At 41.3% G+C, this 23903-nt stretch carries 17 protein-coding genes; 2 read left to right on the forward strand and 15 right to left on the reverse strand.

The window, feature by feature from the left end; genetic code table 11:
• The first annotated feature begins 193 nt into the window (after window positions 1–193).
• Window positions 194–3061, forward strand: a complete 2868-nt coding sequence (locus BHF69_RS08745) for a leucine-rich repeat domain-containing protein (RefSeq protein ID WP_075670704.1) — start codon at window positions 194–196, stop codon at window positions 3059–3061.
• Window positions 3062–3101: 40 nt separating this feature from the next.
• Here BHF69_RS08745 and BHF69_RS08750 read toward each other — a convergent pair whose 3' ends face one another.
• The 13 genes from BHF69_RS08750 to BHF69_RS08810 form a co-directional block, all read right to left on the reverse strand.
• A complete protein-coding gene (locus tag BHF69_RS08750) occupies window positions 3102–3572 on the reverse strand; it encodes an FHA domain-containing protein (protein ID WP_075670706.1) in 471 nt (156 codons plus the stop codon).
• Window positions 3573–3650: 78 nt separating this feature from the next.
• Window positions 3651–3911, reverse strand: coding sequence for a hypothetical protein (locus tag BHF69_RS08755; protein ID WP_075670708.1), 261 nt, complete (start codon window positions 3909–3911; stop codon window positions 3651–3653).
• 15 nt (window positions 3912–3926) lie between these two features.
• Entirely contained in the window at window positions 3927–4187 is a 261-nt protein-coding gene (locus tag BHF69_RS08760) for a hypothetical protein (RefSeq protein WP_158022569.1), read from the reverse strand.
• Window positions 4188–4204: 17 nt separating this feature from the next.
• Complete coding sequence (locus BHF69_RS08765) at window positions 4205–4483, reverse strand: hypothetical protein (RefSeq protein ID WP_158022570.1); 279 nt, start codon at window positions 4481–4483, stop codon at window positions 4205–4207.
• A gap of 19 nt (window positions 4484–4502) precedes the next feature.
• Entirely contained in the window at window positions 4503–4871 is a 369-nt protein-coding gene (locus tag BHF69_RS08770; RefSeq protein WP_075670714.1) for a hypothetical protein, read from the reverse strand.
• 55 nt (window positions 4872–4926) lie between these two features.
• Window positions 4927–5175 (reverse strand): EsaB/YukD family protein, encoded by a 249-nt coding sequence (locus BHF69_RS08775; protein WP_075670716.1) that lies wholly within the window; start codon window positions 5173–5175, stop codon window positions 4927–4929.
• Window positions 5176–5177: 2 nt separating this feature from the next.
• On the reverse strand, window positions 5178–5837 hold the full coding sequence (locus BHF69_RS08780; protein ID WP_075670718.1) for a hypothetical protein: 660 nt from the start codon (window positions 5835–5837) through the stop codon (window positions 5178–5180).
• Window positions 5834–6583, reverse strand: a complete 750-nt coding sequence (locus BHF69_RS08785; RefSeq protein WP_075670720.1) for a LytR/AlgR family response regulator transcription factor — start codon at window positions 6581–6583, stop codon at window positions 5834–5836. Before BHF69_RS08785 ends, BHF69_RS08780 begins: the two co-directional genes overlap by 4 nt.
• Window positions 6561–11216, reverse strand: coding sequence for a type VII secretion protein EssC (gene essC / locus BHF69_RS08790; RefSeq protein ID WP_242946151.1), 4656 nt, complete (start codon window positions 11214–11216; stop codon window positions 6561–6563). Before essC ends, BHF69_RS08785 begins: the two co-directional genes overlap by 23 nt.
• Before the next feature lie 23 nt (window positions 11217–11239).
• Window positions 11240–12574, reverse strand: a complete 1335-nt coding sequence (locus BHF69_RS08795) for a serine/threonine-protein kinase (protein WP_075670724.1) — start codon at window positions 12572–12574, stop codon at window positions 11240–11242.
• Between the two features lie 25 nt (window positions 12575–12599).
• A complete protein-coding gene (locus BHF69_RS08800; RefSeq protein ID WP_075670726.1) occupies window positions 12600–14177 on the reverse strand; it encodes a leucine-rich repeat protein in 1578 nt (525 codons plus the stop codon).
• Between the two features lie 13 nt (window positions 14178–14190).
• On the reverse strand, window positions 14191–17151 hold the full coding sequence (locus BHF69_RS08805) for a leucine-rich repeat protein (protein WP_075670728.1): 2961 nt from the start codon (window positions 17149–17151) through the stop codon (window positions 14191–14193).
• Between the two features lie 42 nt (window positions 17152–17193).
• Entirely contained in the window at window positions 17194–19149 is a 1956-nt protein-coding gene (locus BHF69_RS08810; RefSeq protein WP_075670730.1) for a protein kinase domain-containing protein, read from the reverse strand.
• Between the two features lie 398 nt (window positions 19150–19547).
• Between BHF69_RS08810 and BHF69_RS08815 the strand changes: the two genes are divergently transcribed.
• Window positions 19548–20816, forward strand: coding sequence for a pre-peptidase C-terminal domain-containing protein (locus BHF69_RS08815; protein WP_075670732.1), 1269 nt, complete (start codon window positions 19548–19550; stop codon window positions 20814–20816).
• 80 nt (window positions 20817–20896) lie between these two features.
• Here BHF69_RS08815 and BHF69_RS08820 read toward each other — a convergent pair whose 3' ends face one another.
• Entirely contained in the window at window positions 20897–23017 is a 2121-nt protein-coding gene (locus tag BHF69_RS08820) for a PASTA domain-containing protein (RefSeq protein ID WP_075670734.1), read from the reverse strand.
• 100 nt (window positions 23018–23117) lie between these two features.
• Window positions 23118–23891 carry a PP2C family protein-serine/threonine phosphatase gene (locus BHF69_RS08825; RefSeq protein WP_075670736.1) on the reverse strand — a complete coding sequence of 258 codons (774 nt, stop codon included), beginning with the start codon at window positions 23889–23891 and terminating at the stop codon, window positions 23118–23120.
• Between the last annotated feature and the right edge of the window lie 12 nt (window positions 23892–23903).

Raw genomic sequence — 23903 nt, forward strand, 5'->3', positions numbered from 1 at the left:
TGTGCAGATGGTACTAAAACATCTAAAGAGATTATTTTATTCACAATTAGATGGACCTGATGAGACAAAGATCGGTCCGCTTTTTAAGGAGAAGCATTCGAATCCAATATCATCCCATTCAGATTCGAGTCAAAGATTTAAACCAACTCGTCCTTATTTCTTAGCTAGGCATTTCGGGGAGAAATTGATACAAATGCCAAGCCGACAAGCAACCGCTTTGAACATCTACATTACCGATGGTATTCTCACCGATCTATTTGGTCGTTATAATAAAGAAAGCGGAGAATATAAAAATCAAGTTAGTAATACCAGGGATATCCTAGAATCATTTACCAATGATATTGTTCAAAATCCAGCTATCATTGACACCATTATTTTTAAAAATAAGAATTTTCTAAAAGACTGTCATATTGCAGACGAAATAGATGCTGCCTGTCAGACACTTCTTTCCTTTATACAGTTTTACTTTGAAGAAGAGTGGGCATGCGATATGAAAAAGACCTTTCAGGAGCAGATTGCCCTATGCTTGGATAGCGAAGATCATAACACCATATATGAGCAACTTGCCACTATCCTCACATGGATGCTTTTGATTGCCTTACTTCGAAATCTTTTTTCAAAAATAAAGAATCTATGTCCTTTTACAAAACAGCCAAATAGACATATCGACTCCTTTATCAGTCATGATAAGATTCGTCCTGTTACGCTTGGCCTCTCAAAGAATAAAAGCACTTATGTACCACGTACCTTTTATCTGAACCAAATAAAAGAACAATTCCAAGCAGAACATACAGAAAAGTCTCTTGTTGTTCTAAGTGGTATCGGTGGTAGTGGGAAAAGTGAACTGGCACGTAGCTATGCATGGAAAGAACGGTTTTCCTATCGTGATATCCTTTGGCTCACCTGTGAGGATAAGTCTGGCTCCCTGGAACTTAGAAGCCTTTTACAAAAAAACTATCCAAATTTGGATTCAAAAGAATTTTTAAAAAAACTTGGTCAATGGACTGCACAATACCTGATCATCATTGATAATTGCAATATAGACTGTTCTGACCTTTTTGAAGAATTGTGGTACCAAACCGGAATGGCCCATATCCTCATTACCTCCAGACTTTCCGTCTTTGAAGATCTATCGCCAGAATCCATTATCCTATTAGATAATCTGGAAAATACGGCAACTGACAGCACCTTTCTCTATGCTGTCTTTGAAAGAAACTATACACTGGAAAACAGAGCACATATAAGAAAGAACATTTCAGAACCGGAAAGAAATGATGTTATGCGCATCTGCCAGCTTATTGGTTACAATGTAATGCTTACGGTAATGCTGGCAGCCCAGCTTCGTGAATATGATACAGAAGGAATTTCTGAATTCTGCAGCCGTTTGGAACAGGGCTTGAATAAAGCTCTTCCTGATGGTGCTTCCATCAATTATAAAAGAGACCGTACACGTTTTAGAGATAATATTCCATCTATTTTAAATATTATTTTTCAGGATTTATTAACTCATACATTTACGAACTTTGAAAAGCAGGTATTATCATTCTTGATCCTTGCTCCCGCATACCAATTCCGCCCAGAATTCCTCTATCAGCTGTTAGGAGATAATTCTGCCCAAAAATATATCCAGATGACTTGTAACGATCTACAGGATCTGGGATGGATCCAGCATGGTGATGGATGGGTTGCCATCCATCCGCTGATCGCTGAGATGTTAGAAATGAATGAAGAAGAAATATTGATCAAAGAAGAAGAAAAGATTGCATTTTATGAACATTTGATAAAGAACAGGCTGGTCATGGAGCATGACTGGTCATCCTCATATGATGATTTTATTATTGCGGATATTTCTACATATATAACTCAAGAACTACAGCTGACTTTACTATCACGGTATCGGCACCAGGACAAAATAGAAATAGAGCAACTCTTCTCACAGTTATATCCATGGATTTTTTCGGCATTGATTGTAGAAGTGGATGATGACTATGGCCGCTTATTTATTATTTATGATCTGGATACTCGCAAGGAGATCATGTTGCTTGATCTGAAAGACCGAAAAAGAAATGGTCGCTATTTTCAGATGAAGTCTCAACACAATCCTACTTTTCATACTCCAAAAACACACCGTACCCTAAATCTACGATATGCCATATTACCTGATGACTACGAATTAGTTCTCCCAGATAGCATCTGTGGATGTAGCACTACAGAAATACCTGATCGTTTTCTACCTTACAGGAACTTGAAAATAACATTTGAAACCTTCCCAAAACATTTAAAACGAATTGGAAAATCTGCTTTTTTTTGTGGAAAAATCATCGGTCCTTTAAATCTTCCAGACTCTCTTACCTATATTGGTGATAATGCTTTTTCAAGCTGTAGTAGTCTTATCGGAGATTTATATCTACCTAATTCTGTTACTCATATTGGCTGCTATGCTTTTTATCACTGTAATGGGTTCACCGGTAATCTACACCTGCCTGATTCCATTACTCATATCGATAGCTGTGCTTTTTATGGTTGTAGTGGGTTCACCGGTAATCTACACCTGCCTGATTCCATTACTCATATCGATAGCTGTGCTTTTTATGGCTGTAGTGGGTTCACCGGTAATCTACACCTGCCTGATTCCATTACTCATATCGACAGCTGTGCTTTTTCTGGCTGTAGTGGTCTCATCGACAATCTACACCTGCCTGATTCCATTACTCATATTGGCAGCTGTGCTTTTTTTGGCTGCAGTGGTCTCACCGGTAATCTACACCTGCCTGATTCCATTACTCATATCGGCAGCTGTACTTTTTCTGGCTGTCGTGGGCTCACCGGTAATCTACACCTGCCTGACTCCATTACTCATATCGATGGCTATGCTTTTTCTGGCTGTAGTGGTTTCACTGGTAATCTACACCTACCTGATTCCATTACTCATATCGGCAGCTTTGCTTTTTCTGGCTGTAGCGGTCTCACGGGAAGTATTACTCTTCCAGAAAATGTCTATATTGGAATAGGCGCCTTCGATGGTACCAACATTACCATAAATAGAACGAAAACCTCATAACCAACAACAGAGCAGTCACCCTAAAGGTTCTGCTCTGTTGTTATCCTTCTTCATATTCTTGAAATTCGAATACCTCATCTGCCAACACGATCTTATCTCGGTCAGAGATCCGGAACTTCTCTCCCTCTCTGACTTCGTTGCCATTGACAAAGGTGCCATTTAACGAGTTCATATCGGAGAGATAATAGTCTCCATCCTTCCATATAATACAGCCATGTCGTCTGCTAACGGCAGGATTCTCCCTGATTACATAATCGTTTCCCATATCTTTGCCGATATACCACATTGTTTTCTCTATTTTTTCTGTCTTTCCTGTCTTTAATGAGATCAGCCTTGCTCCCTTTCGAGTCGCCGACGATTTCTGTCTCTGACTCAACTTCAAGTTCTTCGCATTCATTCCATTTTTTTCTTTCTTTTCGGACTCCTGTCCGAAGAACAAATATCCACATAAGATGACCAGAAGCATTAAAATCATAAACAACAATAACTCAATTGTCTGAATCCCTTCCACATTCTCTTTCCCTTCTACCTGTAATCTTTCTTCTTTTTAAGAGTAACACGTTTCGAAGGTATCCTAAGGCCATTCTATCTAAATGACCGATATAACGTCATTTTTGACACTATCCTTTCCCTCTTCCATAAGCTTTCCTAAGGCCTTAGAGGCTTCCAATAATTCTTCTGCGATTTCTCTTCCCTTATTGTGATAGGCTATTGCGGCTTCTCCCTTCCAAATCTGTCCAATCTGATCCATGCCTTCTAACACATCTCCATTGACAATCTTTTCTATCTCTCCTGCTGCCTCTGCCATCTGCTGCAGCTGTTTTTTCATATATATATGTTCCTGTTCCATGATTTCCTGCCACTCCTATACGAGCAAATTGTTGGGAAGCACTTTTTCCCCTTCTTGTGGCTGATGTTCTTGCCCTTCCTGAATACCAGTCTTTTCTAACAGCTTCCGACTGACCATTTGGTAATATGCAAAAATCTCTTCCATCTCCTGCTCAATCTCTTTTTCCCTGATCCGATAAAGCTCTCCGGCTTCTCCCTCCCAAGAAGCACCAGCTTCTTTGAGCCATCTTTGCAATTTTTCCAAATCCCGTCTGAGCTTCTTGATTTGATCCTGCATCTCGAAAGCCTGCTTTTTCAAATATCCGCGATCATATCCAGTATTCTCTCTTCGCATTTCTCATATTCCCTCTTTGCGTATCTTTCATATTGCCACAGATCGGCGATCTGATCCAGCATCTCCATGGTGCGTCTATCATATTCCTCTAACATCGAAGATTCCTCTTCCTGACAGACAGCCAATTCCTTAAGCTGTTGGTTAAGGAGTTTCCATCCATCCTTTACATTTTGTAACAATCGTTCTTTTTCCTCTGTATTTCTGCCCAATCGCTGGCTTTGTATCTCTAGCTGTTCCATGATTCCTTCTGCCTTTCTTTTATTGAAATGGAATCTCATATTCCAAAAGCTTTTCCCCCAGTTCCCTAAGATCACATCTGTCATAGCTCATCTGATAGGTCTCTTTCTGATCCTCGTAGCTTAGAATCGTTTCCTCACATCGTCCATAAGCATCCAGTATGCACTCCAACGCCATTCGGTATCTTGTAAACCGCTGCACAGCACAAGAAAGTCGTTCCATCTGTCTGTCAAATCCACTTCGAAATTCCCACATGTCCTCTTTGACAAGGTGCTTTAGATAGGACTGTCCCTCCAGAAGCTTTTCGTATTCTATTTGTATCTTTTCCTCACATCGCTCAAGCTCTTCTAACATATGCTTGATGGTCTCTGGCTCTATTCTGGTATACATTCCATCCATCCTCTCTTATCTGATTGCCTGTTTCCATAGAAACGGGAACTTCCTCCTATACGAGTAACAATCTACTTCCATCCTGAATTCTACAGTCTGCCAGTGTCCGTTTCTTTGGTAGAATTTCTTTGCCATCCATGGAACAAAGAAGCAGCGTATCCTTTTCCTCTCCGATCGAAGTATTTAACTTCTGTCCCAGAAGCTGACAGATTTCTTCCATTGCCTGTCCCACCAGAAGCTCCTCATCCAGCAGGATATCCACATATTCATTCATCGAAATCACATACACCTCTACTAAAATCATTTCTACCTCCTGTTACACCATTGATTCAGTCTTTTTTCACACCAGTCCTTTTGATAAGGAAGGATTTCCTCTGAGAAATCATGTTCCCAGGTCACCAAAACCTCCATTCCCATCTCCTTTATGATCAGTCGTTCCATCTGTCTTCCATCTTCCACTTGCAAAAATCGGAGGATCGCACGGTCATACACCTTTTTTACCCTGCTGCCTTCCTGCCCATCAGAAGCAGTTACTCCCTCTCGTTTTGGAAGATAGCCTTCCTCCCACAGATTGTTTAAGAATTCCTCTTTGGTAAGGAGCGTAAGTCTCAGTCTTCCTCTCTGCCGCTTACTTTCCTCCACTAATACTATTTCCCCATACGAAAGATAATAAGACTGTCGCTCTCCTTCCTGCTCCGCCATGACACAATATGCTGAGTCCTTTAAAGCCTGTAGGATGACATCCATCGGCTCTGCAATGGCCACCTGCTCTTCACACCAGTCCACATATCCTTTTTGATACAGTCCTGCCAGCACTCCATAGACTGCTTCCCTGGAAGTATCTCGAAGAAAAGATTCTCTTCGGTCAGACGATAACCCATACCATCGTCTCACTCCTTTGCCGGCTAACAGCAGGTAGAATTCCTCTTCCTTCATATAAAAGCTTTTCCATCCATATGAATTCATTGATCTCTTTCCTCCTCCGAAATGTTGCTGCAATTCATATACGCTTTCATGTCCGCCTTATATTTTCTGGATAGTGGGACTGTAATCTCATCCTCTAAGTAAATCAGATTTTCAGATAATCGTACCTTGGTCACATAATTTTTATTAATGACAAAGCTTCTATGGCATCGTAGAAACTGCTTCGGCAGCTTTTTTATCATCTGCTCCATAGTCTCATATTTGCTATATTCCTCATCCTTTAACCGAATATAGATCTTCCTTCCCTTTACCTCAATATAATAAATCTTATCATATGGGATCCGAATCTTGCCCTGGCGATTTTCAATGATCATCACCTTTTCCATCTCTTCCTTTGTCCGTTCCCGATAAAGTGACTGAAAGAACTGGTTGACTACCTGCCTGCTCTGGGCTTCACTAAAAGGGCGAAGCAGCAGAGAAGCTGCCCGGATTTCAGGAGTCAGATATGCCATAGGAGAGATGGAGGCATCCGCGATCAACAAAAGCTCTGAATATTGATATCGGATTCTCAGATTCTTCGTCATGGTAATTCCCTGTGGCATGGTAACCTCCTGAAATGCCACATCCAACAGTTCCTGCTTCTCTATATACTGTTTTGCTTCGTCTACACTGGCGGTCATCCTGATCTCCAGCTCATCGTTGGAGCAAAATGCTACCGAATCCTTGGAATGCTTTTTTAGCAGATCTCGCTCCTCCTGATTCTGATCACAGATTAGCATGGATAGCATCCTTTTCACCTCCTGTCACCAATGGTACTATGATTTTTTTCGTATTCTGCCATGTCTCCTGGTCAGAAATCTGTCCAATTCCCTTTGCTTCTCGTCTGGTCTGCTCCCGGAAGGAAAGATAATCAAAGGTAAGCACTGGGTTATCTGCCAGATTTCCGCCAAACTGAATTCCATTTTTATAAGAAGCAAAAAGCTCATACAGCGGATATCCCTGCACCTGGCTCTGCTGCTCTAAGGATAATTCACCGATAAAATAAATATGGTGCAGGCTTCCCTTTTCGATTACATTTTCTAAAAATCCTGTCATATCCCATTTTGCTTCGTATACATGGGAAATAAACCAGCTCATATCTGGAAGAAAGATAACATATGGTTCTTCTTTGCTCATATGGTTAAAAATTTCTTCTCTTCCATAGCCTTCCTGTATCAGCTGCTGCTTTTTCTGATTTCTCTTTACGATTTCTGGTATCAGTTCCTTGAAATAATCAAAGATCTCCTCTTCCTCCGTCAGATAAGTAAGCTCCGCATGACCCTTATATTCCTTCCATTCCTTCTTAGGACCATCGATGATGCAGATATGTCCATTCTTCTTCTGTGCTGCACGCAGACATGCCCGCATGTAATTGGTCTTTCCAGAGCCCCTGGTTCCCCAGATCATATAGCAGTAGGTATGAAGAAGGTCTATACTGTAGATGGAAGCATCGGAAGTATCATATCCTACTGGAAGAAATCTCTGACTCCTTGCCAGCTGTTTCCATTCCTCTGCCTGTCCTAGCTGTTCCCAGGTAGGGTTTTGGGGAATTTCCGGAATTTGGGGAGCTTTCTTTCCCTTCCAGCAGACTGCCATATGATGACAATATGCCTGAATCTTTTCCAGACGTTCGTAATCATGTTTGGCATCTACGCATAAGGCCGTCTGGAATTCCAGCACCTGCTGCCCAACCAGTGCCAGTCCCCTTCCCTTGATGCCACGCTCTGGCATTAAGTCAAATGGCTGATGGAGCAGGTTGGCATAGGCATACTTATCCGGAAGATTCAGACAGAGTACCTGTCCCATAGTTTCCTCCAGACGAAGTGGAAGATCATTCATATGGAACCCATAGCCAGATACTACCAGATAAATGCCATAATGCATTCCCTCCTTTGCCAGACGAAGCAATGTTTCTTCATAGATGCCTCCCGTCTTTTCCTTCCATGCTGCATATTCATCGATCAATAGGATAATGGCCGGCATAGCGGTTTTATGTACGCTCACATACTGTTCATAATTGCCGCCACCCATCTGTTTCTTTCTTTCTTCCAGCTTTCGCTTCAGCATGGAGAAGAGCCTGGACATCTTCTTCCTATCTTCTTCCGAAAGAATCCCTCCCACCTGTGGTGCTTCACCAAAGACATTCATCATCCTGCTGTTGACATCAATCCCATAGAGATGGATTTCTTCCGGCGTATAGTCAGATATCAATGCGTACAGGATTGTCTGGATCATGGTACTTTTTCCTGATACCCCACTTCCACAAATGGCCAGATTGCCCTTCGTGAGGAAATCCAGATAGAGAGGTAGCTGTCTCTGATGCTTCGGATCATCCGCTTTTCCGATTGGGATTTTTCCCAATCCAGCGGTATCCTTTGACTGCCATGTTCCATTTAAGAATCTGACAGACCGATTTTCCCAAAGAGACTCCAACAAAATGTGGTCAGAAAGCACCGGCATCCACAACGGTGGTTGCTTTTCATAGCCGCCATCTTTCGCTGCCTTTATGATCCATTCCTTTACAACCTCTAACTGCGTCATTTCTGCTTCTCTTTGATCTTCGGTTAAAATCAGTGATTTTCTCCTGCCGTTCTTCTGCTCCACCTTGCCGTCTAACCGTAACAGCTTTGACACCCCGGTCGTCTCCTGCTCATGATCGGCTGTATAAATGGTCCCTGTAAACGCAGACTGAAACTGTTCATAAACCTCATCATTTCCCACCTGCAGATAGCCACAGCCCGGCTGGGTAATGGATACCGCGTCCGTCCTGTGAAGGACATCCATGCTGTCCCTGCGGTCCTGTACCCTTAAGCAGATACGGAATCTGGAATTGCTCCAGATATGATCATCCACCAATCCTCCTGGCCTTTGGGTAGAAAGGATCAGATGCATCCCAAGGCTTCTTCCAACCTGAGCCACACTGATCAGCTCTTTTAAAAATTCCGGTGCTTCCTTTTTCAACTCTGCAAACTCATCGATGATGACCAGCAGATGGGGCATCGGTGTGGAAACCTGTCCTCTTTTATAAGATTTTCGATATTCATCAATATGACTGACCCCGGCCTGGTAAAATAAGTGCTGTCTTCTCCGGTTCTCACTTTTTAAAGCAATCATGGCCCTCTGAATCTGATTGCCCGATAAGTTGGAGATCTGTCCCATCATATGTGGCAGGTTGCAAAAGTCGCTGCTCATTCCTCCGCCCTTAAAATCAATCAGGAAAAAACCAATCTCTTCTGGGCTATATTGCAGTGCTAACGATAGGATCAGCGTTTTTAAAAGCTCTGTCTTACCAGAACCGGTGGTTCCTGCAATCAAGCCGTGGGGACCATGGTACTTTTCATGCAGATCCAGATAACAGATCCGCCCTCCGGCCTTTTGTCCTAACATTCCCCGAATGCTTTCATGGGCCCGGTTTTTGGCCCATAGATCTTGAATCTTTGCATTTTTCATGGAAGAAGATTCCACCATCTCTAAAAGGCTTACACTAGCTGGAAGCGTTCCGCCCATTTCTGTCTCAGGCACCCGAATCCGTAAGATGCTCTGCACAAACTTAAGCAATGCTCCTTCTTCCACCTGGTCAAAGGCAATTGGAATTCCTTCCTCCTTACGCTCTGCTACATCATACATACCGCAAAAGATCTCGTCATTCTCGATGACCAATTCACAGCGGTTTGGCAATTCTTCATAACGCTCTGCCAGAAAGATGGTCGTCAGACCAACTGCTTCCGGCTCATCGAACACATATTTTGCCAAAAGCTCTTCTTCTAGCATAGAGCTGTCAGTTACAAAAAGTACATAATAGGGCTTTTTCTTTTCTGCTTTTTGCTCAGCTTCTAAACTTCGCGTGCGAAAGATCTGGGTCAATTCATAAAAAACATCTTTCGCCTCTTCCTGTCCGGAAGCAAGGAACCGAATCTTCTTATCCTCAGACCATACATGGGGCAACCATTTGGCAAAATGTAATGCTTCCCATTCTTGCACTAATTCCCCATGGTAAAAAAATCCCATCTTCACATCTGTATAACAATGGTTGACTGCAATCTGTGCTGCGATGGTCCTTGCCACCGCAAGTGCTCCCATCCTTCCTTCTCCACCGATCATTCCGATCCGATGATATCTGCCAAGATCTAGGGTAATGGGCACCTGTTTCAGAGTCTGATACTGTTTCCTGATGCGTGCCGGTCCGCTTAAAGGGGAATCTTTTTGATCAGGAAAACCGTCCTCTTCCATCTCTATCGCTACCTGAAATGGCAGATCTCCCACTCCCAATCTATGAACCAGAAAGTCCTTCTGCATAGGATTTCGATTCCACAAGGTTCCTTCCTGCTCACCGCTACAAATACCATACATGGCAGAAGGATACCGTTCTTCTAAGATTTCCTGATTCTTTTTGTATTGTTCTCTGATTTCCGTTTCTTTGTCCATGAAATACTGTCGGTACATCCGTTTTCGCTTCTCATAACCATATAGGTACCACAGACTCATACAAAGCATGACACTCCCCATTAATCCCATTCCCACAGACCAGAATATAGATGAGAATTGCCCCGTCATAAAAATCATGCCAAATATCAAAGTCATCAGCATAAACATCATAGGAATCTCTGCCCCTTGCTCCTTCTGATCAGAAAAGCCATGGATGATGATTGGCTCCTCATACAATCTTCGATATCGTCTGGGTGCCCTGTGATAGATTCTCTTGCTCTGATTCTGCCTTTTCCGCTCTGTCAGGTAGGTCGTCATATCCTCATTCTCCGTATACTCACCAAGCTTATCCCGATGAAGTCCAAGAAGATTCTCATTTTTATCAATGGCTAAAATTCCATCCAGAAATACCATATGTAGGCCCATGATATTGATATAGTCTCCAAATGCTAATCTGGTCTGTGTGTCAATCCTTTTCGAATTCACATAAGTACCATTGGGACTGTCATTGATGATCCAAAAACATCCATCCCTCTGCTCCAATATGGCATGCTGATCGGATACCATATGCTTATAGTCATAGCAAATATCCGCCTTCTGCCCTTTTCCCACCACAAGCTTTTTCGCTTTTCGAATGTCATACTTCTCATAAGAACGAAATTCTTTTGATATCTCTTTTATGATCAGCGAAATTCTCTCATGATTTCCACATTCTAAGAAGAATACGTCCTGATCCTTCAACACCTCTCCCACATAATGACTACCATCCTCATTCGTGATCCAGTAATGAAGATCTGATCGGATCCTCCACTGTCCCTGTAATACCTCCAATCGTAAAACCAGATCCTCCAGTAGCCCAAACTCACTTTTTCCCAATAAGATGGTCTCATCTGCATTTTCCACCGAAGGCAACCGATATTCCTTAAACACTTTTTTACTATAAACCGCTATGATCATACCCACCTGATACTCCTTCATCCTTAATTTACGATTTCCCAGGATTCCCAGCTGTCAATTTCCTCTTCCATCGTATTTTCCTGATATTTTTCTTTCACTGTCTGGTAAAAAATCGCTCCACCGATGACTACTGTCAAAAGCAACACAATCCATACCATTTTCTTCTTGCGAAAAAACCGATTTCGGATTGTACCTTTTGGTTGGAAATCTCCTTCTGCTTCGGCCCTCTGCCTGTTTCCCAGCTGCTTTTGTGTCGGTTCCTGTCCATAAGATTCCTCTTCGTCTCTTGGAAAGAGATACACTGTCTCATTCTGTTTTTCCTCTTGCTCAAGCTCTCCAAGCGGCCGCTCCAGGCTTTGGTCTGCACTGTTTTCATCCACATCTGCCGGCAGCAATTCTTCCTCCAGTGCGACTGCCAGTTCTTCCTTTCTTCCATATAATAAGTATTCCAGGTCCTCTCTCATCCTGGCTGCACTTTGATATCGTTCCTCCGGATTGTATGCACAGGCTTTTTCTACGATTTCCTTTAGCTCCTTTGGACCATTGCATGGAGCAGGAATCCTTTGTCCTCCCATTCGAAGATCGATAGCCTGATTTCTGTCTGAATAATGAATATTCTCTGGATATGGCGGAAGAAATGGAGTCCGGTTATGATTTAAGAACCGATATAAAACGATTCCCAGAGAATAGATATCCCCTCGAAAGTCACAATTTCTTCCCAGATAGACCTCCGGTGCCATATAAGTATAGGTTCCTTTCTTACTAAGCAGGGAGACGGTCTTTTCCATCCGCCTTGCAATCCCAAAGTCCCCTAGCTTAAAGTGCCCCATATGGGAGACGAAGATATTCTCCGGTTTGATATCCCGGTGGATGATCTGGTGCTGCTGACACGTTTCCAATGCCCGGCACAGATCGATTCCCAGCTGAATCACACGTTCAACAGTCATAGGATGCTTCTTTCGGTCATCAAACAGCGGCACCAGTAATTCCATACGGATATAGATGTCCCATTCTATGGTTCCTTCGCGGGCTACTATGGCATGATCTTCGTAGCTTACAATGTGGGAATTTCCTTTTAATCTGGACATGAAAGAAACCTCTTCGGCGATATCCCTGGCAATGGCATGAAAATATTCTCTGACACTTTCCCGACTCATGCCATCATTTTCAACAGACTGGATTTCCTCCCGACTTTGTGGAATGGTAATCACCTTTAAGGCTGCCTCGTAACAACGGTCAAAGGCATCCCTTTTTGTAATCTTATATACCTTTCCATAAGACCCCTTTCCAATCAATCCCTGAATCTTCCATCCGTTCCATATGCGATTTAAATCTCTTTGTATCTGTTCTCCATTCATTCCAAACTCTCTTCTGCATGTATGATTATTTTACTTTTGTTGATCTGATGCTGCTAAACGCTCCATAATATCTGGTCTTTCCTACCGTTTTGTAAGAACGAATCTTTACATAATAGGTCTTCTTACTTGTACAGCCAGACACAGTCTGAGAAGTTACATTTCTTCCGTAAAAACGACTTTTGGTATACTTGCTGAAATCTTTTTTCGTAGATACATAAACCTGATATCCAGTTACTGTCGAATCTTTTTTCCACGTAAACTTTATCTTCTTTTTTGACGGCGATGCCAATGACTTTAAAATCATCTTCTTTGGTATCACTTTTATCGTAACTTTCTTCGATGCCTCCAGATACTCATCGGTTTCCCCTGCTTTGATCGTAATTGTTGCTGTTCCATACCCTTTTATGGTGACTTTCCCATTCGAAGAAACAGTCGCAATCTTTTTGTTACTACTTGTATAAGTTAATTTCCCGTTCCCAGTGGTTTTGGCTCCAAGGGAAAATGCCTTACTTCCATAAGTCTTCGTATACTTAGAAGTGGCATTGATGGTTTGCTTACTTCTGGCTTCATACGGTTTCCATACTAGTTCACCGCCATAATCCTTTCTTCTTGTGGCTGTGTCCTGATTATCCCTCTTGGAATAATACACTGTCCCATGAACACCCGAAAAAGCATCTGATTCTATTTTCGGAATCTTCCCTTTAAAATAAATCTTTTCCAGATTGGAACATTCATAAAAAGCATTTGCTCCAATGGATGTTACCTCTTTCGGAAATATAATAGAAGAAAGCTCACTCTCATAGGCTGCTTCTGATTCAACATCTGTAGTTCCCTTCCGCACAACCACCTCTCCTGTCTTTATTCTGGATATTCCAACCAAACTTGAGGATTGCTTTCGATAGACAACTCCATCTTCCATCGTAAAATACGGATGATCCTCACTCAAGGTAAAGGAACATACAATTTTAGCAAAATGGTCTACGTACGCCTTTCCCAGATCCACATTTTTAAGATACGGATGATATTGAAATCGAATCCCATCTATATAAATCACCTCATCTGATGGATAATAGACCGTTGCTTTCTTTGATATCGGATACAAATATAACTCATATCCATCTTTCCCTTCCCCTGTAATCGAATCTTCCATATGTATCTTTTTTAATAATGTACCTTTTTCCCCACGAAAAATCGGATTTTCCTCTTCTACTGTAACAGATTTCAGCATAAACAAGGAGTTGTCTTCAAAAGTGGTGCAGGTAGACGGCAGATGAAGCTCCTCAATTCCTGTATCTGTCAATGCATCCTGATAAATTGCTTTCAGTCCTTCTGGAAGTTTGATACTCGTAAGAGAATCGCAACGATAAAAAGCAGATTCTCCTATGGCCACCACCTTTCTTCCATTTACCTCCTGCGGAATCACAACCTCCGTTGGTTCTCCCTGATATCCACTGACAACAGCTTCTCCATCCTCTATATGATATACAATATTATCTTCTACATATTGCTGCTCTGTTTTGTTCTCTGCTCCCAATATGGAAGTACCATTCAAAACGATCCACAGCAATATAATCACGATCAGTGCTGCTCGATACTTTTTCATGCTCTCTTTTTCCTTATTTCACTTTTACTGACTTTATGCTGCTCCATGCCCCATAGTATTTGGTCTTTCCTACTGTTTTATAGGATCGTATTTTAATATAATAGGTTGTTTTACTTTTCCATCCGGATAACGTCTTTGTTCCTGTGCTCTTTCCATAAGACCGGCTTACCACATTCTTCTTAAAGTCCTTCCTCGTGGAAAGATAGATCTGATATCCGGTAACTGTACTATTTTTACTCCATGTAATCTTTATTTTCTTTTTTCCTGGAGAAGTGACTGATTTTATGGATGCCTTTTTCGGAATCACCTTAATCGTAATCTTCTTGGATGCCGCTAGATAATGTTCTGTCTGAGCTGCCTTTATGGTAATCGTCACGCTTCCATATCCCTTTATGGTAACATTTCCTTTGGACGATACGGTTGCAATCTTTTTATTCCCACTTGTATAGGTTAATTTCCCATCTCCGCTGGTCTTCGCCCCCAGAGAAAATGCTTTGCTTCCATAGGTTTTTGTATAAGAAGAAGCCTTGATGGTCTGTTTCTTTCTTATGGTATATGGTTTCCATGTCAGATTTCCTCCATAATTTTGTCGCAAAGCTTCTGTCGCTGTATTATCCTCTTTCGAATAATACACCGTAGCTGTCACCTCGCCAAATGCATCCTCCTCAATCTCTTCTGATATCTTTCCAGGAAAATAAACGGAAGTCAAATGTGCATCTCCACAAAATGCACGTTCTCCAATATATTCCACTGATTTAGGAATGGTAATACTTTCAAGCTTCAACGCTGCAAATGCCTGATAATCAATTCGTTTCAAACCATTGGGAAGAACCACCTCTGTTAAATTCACACACCCATCCAATGCATAATCTGGGATCTCCTCAATTCCCTCTTTTACTACAACCTTTTTAATCGCATCATAATAATGCCTCCAAGAATGATCCCCTGGCGTTCTTGCTTTCCAATATCCATTTCCACTAATTGTCAATACTCCCGTTTCCTTATCAAGAGACCAGTACACATCTTCTCCACATTCTCCCTGCAGTGGAAATTCTTCCTCCTCTACTTCCCAAATCTTAGTCGGATATCCCAGCCATGTCGGACTCGTCCACCCTTTCTTTTCCTTGCGATAATAGATGGCAAAGTCATCTGCACAATTATAAAATGCATAATCCATGACTTCTTCCGGCGCATCCCCCTCAAAATATGCTTTCGATAAATGATTACAATCATAAAATGCATGCACGCCAATGTGATTCATTCCTTCTGGAAAAATAATGGATTGAAGACTGTCACAATATGAAAATACAAAATCTTCTATAGTAGTGACTCCCTTTTCCAATGTTACGTCTATTAAACTTTCACATTGTGAAAATGTCCCATATCCAATTTCCTTAACGCTTCCCGGTATCCGTATTTCCGGCAGATTGGTACAAAGACAAAATGCTTCCTCTCCAATCGTTTTTACACTGCTCGGTATGTTGATGGTTACTAGTTTTCTACATACTTTAAATGCCCCATCTCCGATTGTAGTCAATTCTTCTGGTAAGATCACTTCTGTTATATTCTGGCAAGAAGCAAATGCCTGATCTTCAATCTTCTTTGCATTCTCATGGACGGTCACCGTTCCATTATATCCATCTGGACAAAATAATAATTCTGTCCGATCCTTATTATACAAAACCCCCTTATAAGATGCATAATTTATGTTTCCCTCTGAAACAGAGATTTTCAGCATACTGCTATTCTCATCAAAAGCATTCTGCCCGATCTCCTCTACCTGATCGGGGATATCAATCTCGATTAGGGCATCACATTCGTAAAAAGCCATCGTTCCAATCGTCTTCACCTTTTGGGGAATCATAACATTTACTAGATTACCACAGGTATAAAAAGCTCCTGCTCCAATATCAGTAACACTGCTCAAGATTTCATAAGAAGTGTCCATCTTCCCGGGTGGATATACAACGATGGACGAACCTGCCTTATTATATAGAACCCCATTCAGCGTCTGAAAATTGGAATTCTCATCGGAAAGAACGACTTCTGTCATATTCACACAGTATGCAAAAATCCCCATTCCAATCGTCTTTACATTGGCAGGTAGTACAAAGTCCTTCAATTCCTCACAACGCTGAAAAGCAAAATCACCTATTTTCTCCACTCCATCTGGCAATACGACTTTTGACAGTTTATGACATGCTGAAAATGTATGTTGAGGAATCACCGTAACTTTCTCTGGTATTTCCATTTCTGTCAGACTACCGCAGCTGGAAAATGTCCCTCCTTCTTCCCCACCGATTTCCGTCACCGTATCCGGAATTTTGATTTCTTGCAAAGAAGAACATCCGGCAAAGGAATATGCTCCAATCTTTGTTACGTGCTTGGGAATATCAATCTTCTTCAGATTATCACAACTTTTTAGAAATTCTGATGGAATTTCTGTGATCTGAGATGGGAAAGTAATATCTTCCAGATTATCACAACTATAAAAAACCTCTTTACCGAGTTCCGTAGCATGCTCAGGAAGTGTTACCCTCGTTAATGTACTGCAATTTACAAATGCACTGTCTCCAATACTTTGTAATTGATCCGGCAGATCAATGGTTTTTAAGCTTTGGCAATTCCAAAATGCTCTTTTCCCGATTTCTGTAACACTATCTGGTATATCCACTTTCTCCACGTTGAACATTTCTGTAAATATACTATCTCCAATGTTTGTGATTCCCTCTTGAATCTGAATCTCCTTTACCTCTTCCTTATACTGCTCCCATGGAACAGATATATCAAGGTAATCGTTCATTTGTCCTGTACCGGTAATCTGTAAAACCTTCGTCTCTGTATCATAGGAACAGTAAATCTCCTCACCTAGTTCTCCCTTGATGGTTTCCGCTTTTGTATCCGTTGCCCATAATAAAATGCCAGTGAGCAAAAATACCATACTGATGATTCCCCTTCTTACTTTTCTCTTCATTTTTTCTTCTCTCCCTTAATCTTTTTACGACTCGCTCTGATTCTAATTCACCCAGTTCCACTCTTCCATATTATCATCGGAATTGCTTTTGGAACTTCCCTGTTGTTCTGTACTTCTGGAATTTTTGCTACTGCCACTGTCTCCCGTATTATTATTAGAACTGCTTGGACTGGACACTGGCCTTTTACCCAAGCTGATGACCAAGCGAATCACACTGTTTTTATCAATTTTACTTCCGCCTTCTGCACTTTGACGGATCACAGTTCCTACCTCTGCTTCATTACTATAATCATGAGAAGTTTCATAGCGAAGCTTTGCATTTTTTATCTTTACGATGGCAGTATCTTTTGCATTCCCAATGACATTGGGAACTGTTACCGGTTCGATTCCCTTGCTGACAACCACCATAATCTTTGTGTCCTCTTCTACTGTTTTCCCTTTTTTCACACTTTGGGAAAGAATTTTTCCCTTTTTTACTGTGTCAGAATAGCTCTGGGAAGACACCTGCATCGTCAGTCCTTTTTCTTTTAACAATATCCGGGCATCTTCCTGCTTTTTTCCAATAATGGATGGAACGATAATCTTTTTCCCTTTGCTGATTACCAGGTGAATCACGGTTCCACGTTTGACTCTGTTACCGGCTAAGATATCCTGCGAGATCACCTTCCCTCGTTTCACACTATTGGAGAATTTTCTCTCCTCTTTCAATACAAGAGAATCATTCTCCGCCTTCTCCTTTGCCTGATCAGAAGTCAGGTTCACAAAAGACGGAACCTTTGTTTTAAATCCTGCCTGGTATATGGCAACACCGCCCACCACCATAACAAGAAAAAACACAAGCATCCACAATCTCTTTTTATTCTTAACAAAATGGAGGGGCTCCTCTGAAATCTTCTTTCTTTCCCTGTCATTCTGTACATTGGTACTGGTCTTCTCTGTTTTTTCCTGAAACAAATATACTGTATTCTCTTCCTTTTTCTCCGTTTTTTCTTGGGATTCTTTTTGCTGCCGAGCATCCATCTCCTTTTTCATCTCATCATATGGACGTACATCTGTGTTAAGAAAATCCTGTGATTCTTCTCCCAATATCTGCTCCAGAGCTTCTCTCATTTCTCTGGCACTTTGATATCGATCAGCCGGATCATAGGCACACGCCTTTAATATAATGTTTCCCAACCGCCCTGCTGCATGGTACGGAACTGGAATGTTTTCTCCTTTTATACGCACTGCAAGCGCTTGTTCTTTTTCATAATAATGGATTTTCTCTGGATAAGGAGGTAGAAATGGGGTACGATTCCAATTTAAGAATCGATATAATACAATCCCAAGAGAATAGATATCAGAAGTAAAACTATAGCTTTGTCCTTTGTATACCTCTGGTGCCATATAAGTATAGGTTCCTTTTTTCGAAAGCATGGACATGGTCTTTTCCATCTGCCTTGCTACCCCAAAGTCGCCTAATTTAAATTGTCCCAGATTGGAAACGAATATATTCTCTGGTTTAATGTCCCGATGAATAATGTTATATTGCTGGCATATCTCCAATGCTTTACATAGATCAATTCCTAATTGAAGCACCTTCGTAATCGTAAACTTCTCTTCTTCGATATACTCAAATAATGGAGTTAAAAGCTCCATGCGTATATAAATCTTCCATGCCATCTTTTTTTCCTGAGGAACAATCGCATGATCTTCATAGCTTACAATATTAGAATTCCCTTTTAGCTTAGACATTAATGCAAATTCTTCTGCAATATCCTTTGCGATTGCATAAAAGTATTCTCCTATGCTTTTCTCCTCTATACCATCATATCGAATGGATCTTAATTCTGCCTGACTCTGCGGTATGTCGATCACCTTCAATGCAGCTTCATAGGAATGTCCAAATCTATCCTTTCGTATCATCTTATAGACCTTTCCAAACGAGCCTTCTCCTATGAAATGGGTAATCTTCCATCCGGCCCATATTCGATTCAAATCTTTTTGTATTTGGTGCATATTATTACATTTCTCCCCTGGTTATCCTGTCTTTTCTAACTTACTAAAATTTTATCATTACCACTTGCTATCCGTCAATTCCTATCATTAAGTCAACTCTGACTTACTACCTTACTTTTCTTTTTCGTAAATAAACAAAATTCGCTCCAATATGTGCCATAAACTCCCTTATTGACACATATGAAAGCGAATCTTTATTCTTTATTATACTCCCTGTATAAACATATCATCTTTATCCCTTATAAAAATCCAAACTGTCATAATTGACCATTTAACTGTCATAATTAGCTTACTGATACTGACAATGACCTCTTAATTCAAACCATCTACCCATGGACTTTCATTTTGTTATTATGTTATAATATATCCATCAAAAAAGAAAGCGAGGGGTTCTCAATATGAAAAACATAAAAACAATCTTACGCAGATGCTTGAGCATCTTCTGTATTGCTATGTTATTATCCGGTTGTATTGTAACACAGGCAAAGCAGCCAGAAGATAATTCCCAGAAAACTGCTCCCATCTCATCCAACCAGAAAACAACCTTAAATAACTACATGGATCAATTAAAATCCAAGAAACAGCATTCCACAAAACGCGAATGGATCATTTCTGAGGGGGCAAGTTTTGATACTGTAAAAACATACAAGCAGCTTCAAAGCAGCTTAAATGCTGATAAAAATATTATTGGATTTACCGTATCCTCCAAGGGACAGGTCCATTCGATCGATTTTACAAGTGTCGTCACTGGAACTTTATATTTGCTCGTGGCATCTTCAGAAAATAATGTGGGCACCTGTCGAATGACCATCATCGACAATACGCTCTCCGAAACATCAAATTTGGAAGACCTTTATCCGGATTATGGTTCTACGTGGTCTTTGGCCATGGAAAAGAATCATTCTTATACGTTAAAATTTACGGATATCTCCAACTCTACGCCGGATGATGTTTATGCTTTTGTAGGCTGTATGATTCCATATCAGACAAATCGTGACCTTCTTTCCAGCTATTCCGATGGCAACTATTCCATCGCATGCGGAAAAAACGTTACCACTGTAAAGCCAACCTACTGGAAGAAAAAGATCAGCAGTAAAGGACGACTGACCATCTGGGCGAAGGACTGCTTTTTCAGCAATCCGCAAAATGTAAAGGTAACTTTGCTAAACAGCTCCAAAAAAGCCGTTTCCCCTACAATCACCTTAAATGATCAGAAGGCTTATTTTGGGGTTTTAGGTGACAGAACCTATTACGTAAAGGTAGAATCTCCTACGCCGTTCTATGGTATTTATTGCAAGACTTCTTCCTACAGCTACAGTCCTGGAACCAAAAAATCCTCTGCCAAGACCATTAGCAAAGGATCCACGAAAAAAAGTACTCTAGGTGCCTCCACTTCAACGAGCAGTCACTGGTATAAGTTCACATTGAAGAAGAAAAGCAAGCTTACGATCAACTATACTGGCTACAGTGCTTATGGAAGCTCCATTAATATTACCATCTACAGCAAATCCGGAAAGAAGCAGATTTCTGCTAAGGTAAGCGGCAAACGGAACGTAGCTGCTACCAAGACGATTTCCGCTTCTAATGTACCAAAAGGCACTTATTATATCAAGGTTAGTAAAAACAGTACAAAATCCAGTTCTGCTTACAGTTTGACATATAAATAATATCGGAATGCAACAGAGACCGGCACTCTAACTAAATCTTAGTTAGAGTGCCGGTCTCATTCATGAAAACTTTGGTTGTTTTAATCACTCCACCAGCTTCCGCCTCCATCGCTGGAGGAACCTCCACCTGAGCTTCCACCACCTCCAGAGCTACCTCCGGAAGAACTTCTCCCAGAAGAACTACTACCACCTGAGCTGCTTCCAGAAGAGCTGCTATTATTATAACTTGGCGTTGGTTCCGGCTCTGGTTCTTTACCAAGACTAACTACCAGACGAATAATCTTATTCTTATCCGTCTTTTTCCCTGCAGCCACGCTTTGGCTGATCACTCGTCCTTCTGAAACAGAGCTACTATAATCATAATGAATTTCATACCGAAGTTTTGCTTTTTTGATCTTCTTGATAGCTGTGCTCTTTTTATTACCTTCTACATCAGGCACCGTCACCTGTTCAATTCCTTTACTTACTACAACCTCAATGGTACTTCCCTCTCCAGCCTTATTGGAAGCATCTGGCTTCTGGGAAATGATCCATCCCTTTTTCACGGTATCAGAGTATTGTCTGTCACTGATCTTTAGTACAAAACCTTCTTTTTCCAATAACTCCTTTGCTTTTTCCAGAGATTTCTTTTCAATGGAAGGAATTTCCTTTAATTCACCGGCGCTTACTACAACCTGAATGGCATCTCCTTTTGTCACTGTACTTCCTGGAATAGGATTCTGAGAAATGATATATCCTCGTTTTACCTGATCAGAGTATTCTTCCCTCATCTCTTTCAAAACCAGCCCATATTCCTTACCAGCTAATACCTGTCTTGCTTCTTCTACCGACAGGTTTTTAAGATTTGGTGTCTCCCTCTTTCTACTCTGGAAAAACATCACACATCCAGCCACAAGTGCCAGTATGATCAATACAAGTATCAGAATTTTCTTCTTTTTTCCAGAATCTTTTTCATCTTCCCTATACTCTTCCTGCTCACTCTCGGTTTCTTCCATTTCTTCTGTCTGAGTTAAGATCTCTGTCGCTTCCTCTGGTTCCGGTTGTTCCTCTGGTTCTGATTTGGCAACGGAGGTCTCCTCGACCATTTTGGTTTCTTCTGGTTCCGGTTGTTCCTCCACTTCCGGCTGAGAAGGAATATCCGTCTTCAGATTGCCAAATAGCGGATCGGTAAGCTCATAATCCAACTCTTCCTGTTTTGTCTCTTCCTGTTTGGATTCTCCTTTGGAGGATACTGCATAGGATAAGGCTTCTATCGCTGGTCCTTCCTCCTTTGTATACAAGTATCGACATTCTTCTGCCAGACATTCTTCCAGCTCCTGCCTCATATCTGCCGGATCCTGATAACGATCCTTAGGATCATAGGCGCAGGCTTTTAAAATAATTTCTGATAATCGCTCTGAAGCATTGCATGGCTTTGGAAATGGCATTCCATTCATTCGCTTAACATTGGCCATTCGCTTATCCGATGGCCTTATTTTCTGTGGATACAGTGGAAGAAATGGGGCACGGTTGCCATTTAAGAATCGATACAGTACAATTCCCAGTGAATAGATATCCACTGTGGCATCATAATCCTTCCCCAGATAAACCTCTGGAGCCATATATGTATAAGTTCCTTTTTTGGATAATCCTGCAGTCGTCTTTTCAATCTGACGAGCAATTCCAAAGTCTCCCAGCTTATACCTTCCAAAATCAGAAATAAACATATTTTCTGGTTTAATGTCCCGATGAATAATATGATATTTCTGGCATGTTTCCAATGCTGCACAAATATCCATTCCCAGTCGGATGATATCGTGGTTGGTCATTTCATGTTCCTTTGCATAGGCATACAATGGTGTCAAAAGCTCCATTCGAATATAAATATTCCATCCGATCTTATCCTCATGTGGCACTACTGCATGATCCTCATAGCTGACAATGTTGGAATGCCCTTTTAATTTGGACATCAATGTAAATTCCTCCACAATGTCTCCGACCACTCCATAAAAATATTCTGCGGCTTCATGATCGTCCATTCCGTCATTTCTCACTTCTTCAATCTCTGCCAGATTCTGTGGAATAGACATGACCTTCATAGCAGCCTGGTAGGTATGTCCAAATTCTTCTTTGACAATCTTATAAACTTTCCCAAAGGCGCCTTCCCCCATGAGATGGTCGATCTTCCATCCTTTCCATACCTGATCTAATTCCTGTTGCATCTTCTCTCTCCCTATATTCCTTTACTATACATTTCATTATAAATAGCAATAATCCCTGACGCAAGCCATATATTGCAGAATTTTCTCCTATTACGTAATATTATTCCTCAACAAGGAACAGCTGTAATGTCACATTATCCTTTCCCCCATGATCCAGAGCAAGATTTAATAGACGATCCACTTTCTGCTTTTCCTCTATATTCAAACTAAGAACTTTTTCTATCTCCGCTAACTCTGCCATCTCCGTCAGACCGTCGGTGCAAAGGAGATATTGATCTCCTGCTTTGGCAGATACGATTTCTGATTGATATGGTTCTGGAAGTACTTCCTCCCCCTCTTCTTCCTGCATTCCCAGGAACTGATAGACCGCATGTCTGTCTGGATGGCGTGCCGCCTGCTCTTTGCTTAATACTCCACATTCCAGCAGCTCCTGCACCATATTATGGTCTTTGGTCATTTGCTTCAACCGTCCATTTCGATAGAGATACCCTCTGCTGTCTCCCACATTTTGAAAAAAAACCTGATCATTCTCCACAACCAATGCAGCATACGTAGTTCCCACATTTCGTTTTCCGGCAAACTGAAGAATTTTTCCATTGGCAGATGTCAGAAATGCTTCCATAATTGTTCCAGAATCCCTCTCCTGTAGCATTTGGGCCATCGTCTCTGCCGCCAGCCTGGAAGCAACTTCACCGTGCTCTTCTCCTCCCATGCCATCAAAAACTGCTGCAATCAGATTATTCGTTAATTCTGCATCATACTCCCAGAAGAATACCCTGTCATCTTTTCGATAATGTCCATTTAAATATGCATTATCCTCATTGTTACGTCGTATGTGTCCTCCATGACTGATTAGATATCCATGATATTTCATATCCACACCTCA

It is taken from the genome of Anaerostipes sp. 992a (genome assembly GCF_001940245.1).
Classification (GTDB): domain Bacteria; phylum Bacillota; class Clostridia; order Lachnospirales; family Lachnospiraceae; genus Fimousia.

Bases quoted from the DNA above. Each gene is read 5' to 3' on its own strand.
- BHF69_RS08785 (WP_075670720.1), bottom strand. From the start codon at position 6,583: ATGCTATCCATGCTAATCTGTGATCAGAATCAGGAGGAGCGAGATCTG.
- BHF69_RS08765 (WP_158022570.1), bottom strand. From the start codon at position 4,483: ATGGAACAGCTAGAGATACAAAGCCAGCGATTGGGCAGAAATACAGAG.
- BHF69_RS08770 (WP_075670714.1), bottom strand. From the start codon at position 4,871: ATGTATACCAGAATAGAGCCAGAGACCATCAAGCATATGTTAGAAGAG.
- BHF69_RS08810 (WP_075670730.1), bottom strand. From the start codon at position 19,149: ATGCACCAAATACAAAAAGATTTGAATCGAATATGGGCCGGATGGAAG.
- BHF69_RS08755 (WP_075670708.1), bottom strand. From the start codon at position 3,911: ATGGAACAGGAACATATATATATGAAAAAACAGCTGCAGCAGATGGCA.
- BHF69_RS08825 (WP_075670736.1), bottom strand. From the start codon at position 23,891: ATGAAATATCATGGATATCTAATCAGTCATGGAGGACACATACGACGT.
- BHF69_RS08815 (WP_075670732.1), top strand. From the start codon at position 19,548: ATGAAAAACATAAAAACAATCTTACGCAGATGCTTGAGCATCTTCTGT.
- BHF69_RS08780 (WP_075670718.1), bottom strand. From the start codon at position 5,837: ATGAATTCATATGGATGGAAAAGCTTTTATATGAAGGAAGAGGAATTC.
- BHF69_RS08800 (WP_075670726.1), bottom strand. From the start codon at position 14,177: ATGAAAAAGTATCGAGCAGCACTGATCGTGATTATATTGCTGTGGATC.
- BHF69_RS08805 (WP_075670728.1), bottom strand. From the start codon at position 17,151: ATGAAGAGAAAAGTAAGAAGGGGAATCATCAGTATGGTATTTTTGCTC.
- BHF69_RS08820 (WP_075670734.1), bottom strand. From the start codon at position 23,017: ATGCAACAGGAATTAGATCAGGTATGGAAAGGATGGAAGATCGACCAT.
- essC (WP_242946151.1), bottom strand. From the start codon at position 11,216: ATGATCATAGCGGTTTATAGTAAAAAAGTGTTTAAGGAATATCGGTTG.
- BHF69_RS08760 (WP_158022569.1), bottom strand. From the start codon at position 4,187: ATGCAGGATCAAATCAAGAAGCTCAGACGGGATTTGGAAAAATTGCAA.
- BHF69_RS08775 (WP_075670716.1), bottom strand. From the start codon at position 5,175: ATGATTTTAGTAGAGGTGTATGTGATTTCGATGAATGAATATGTGGAT.
- BHF69_RS08795 (WP_075670724.1), bottom strand. From the start codon at position 12,574: ATGAATGGAGAACAGATACAAAGAGATTTAAATCGCATATGGAACGGA.
- BHF69_RS08745 (WP_075670704.1), top strand. From the start codon at position 194: ATGCCAAGCCGACAAGCAACCGCTTTGAACATCTACATTACCGATGGT.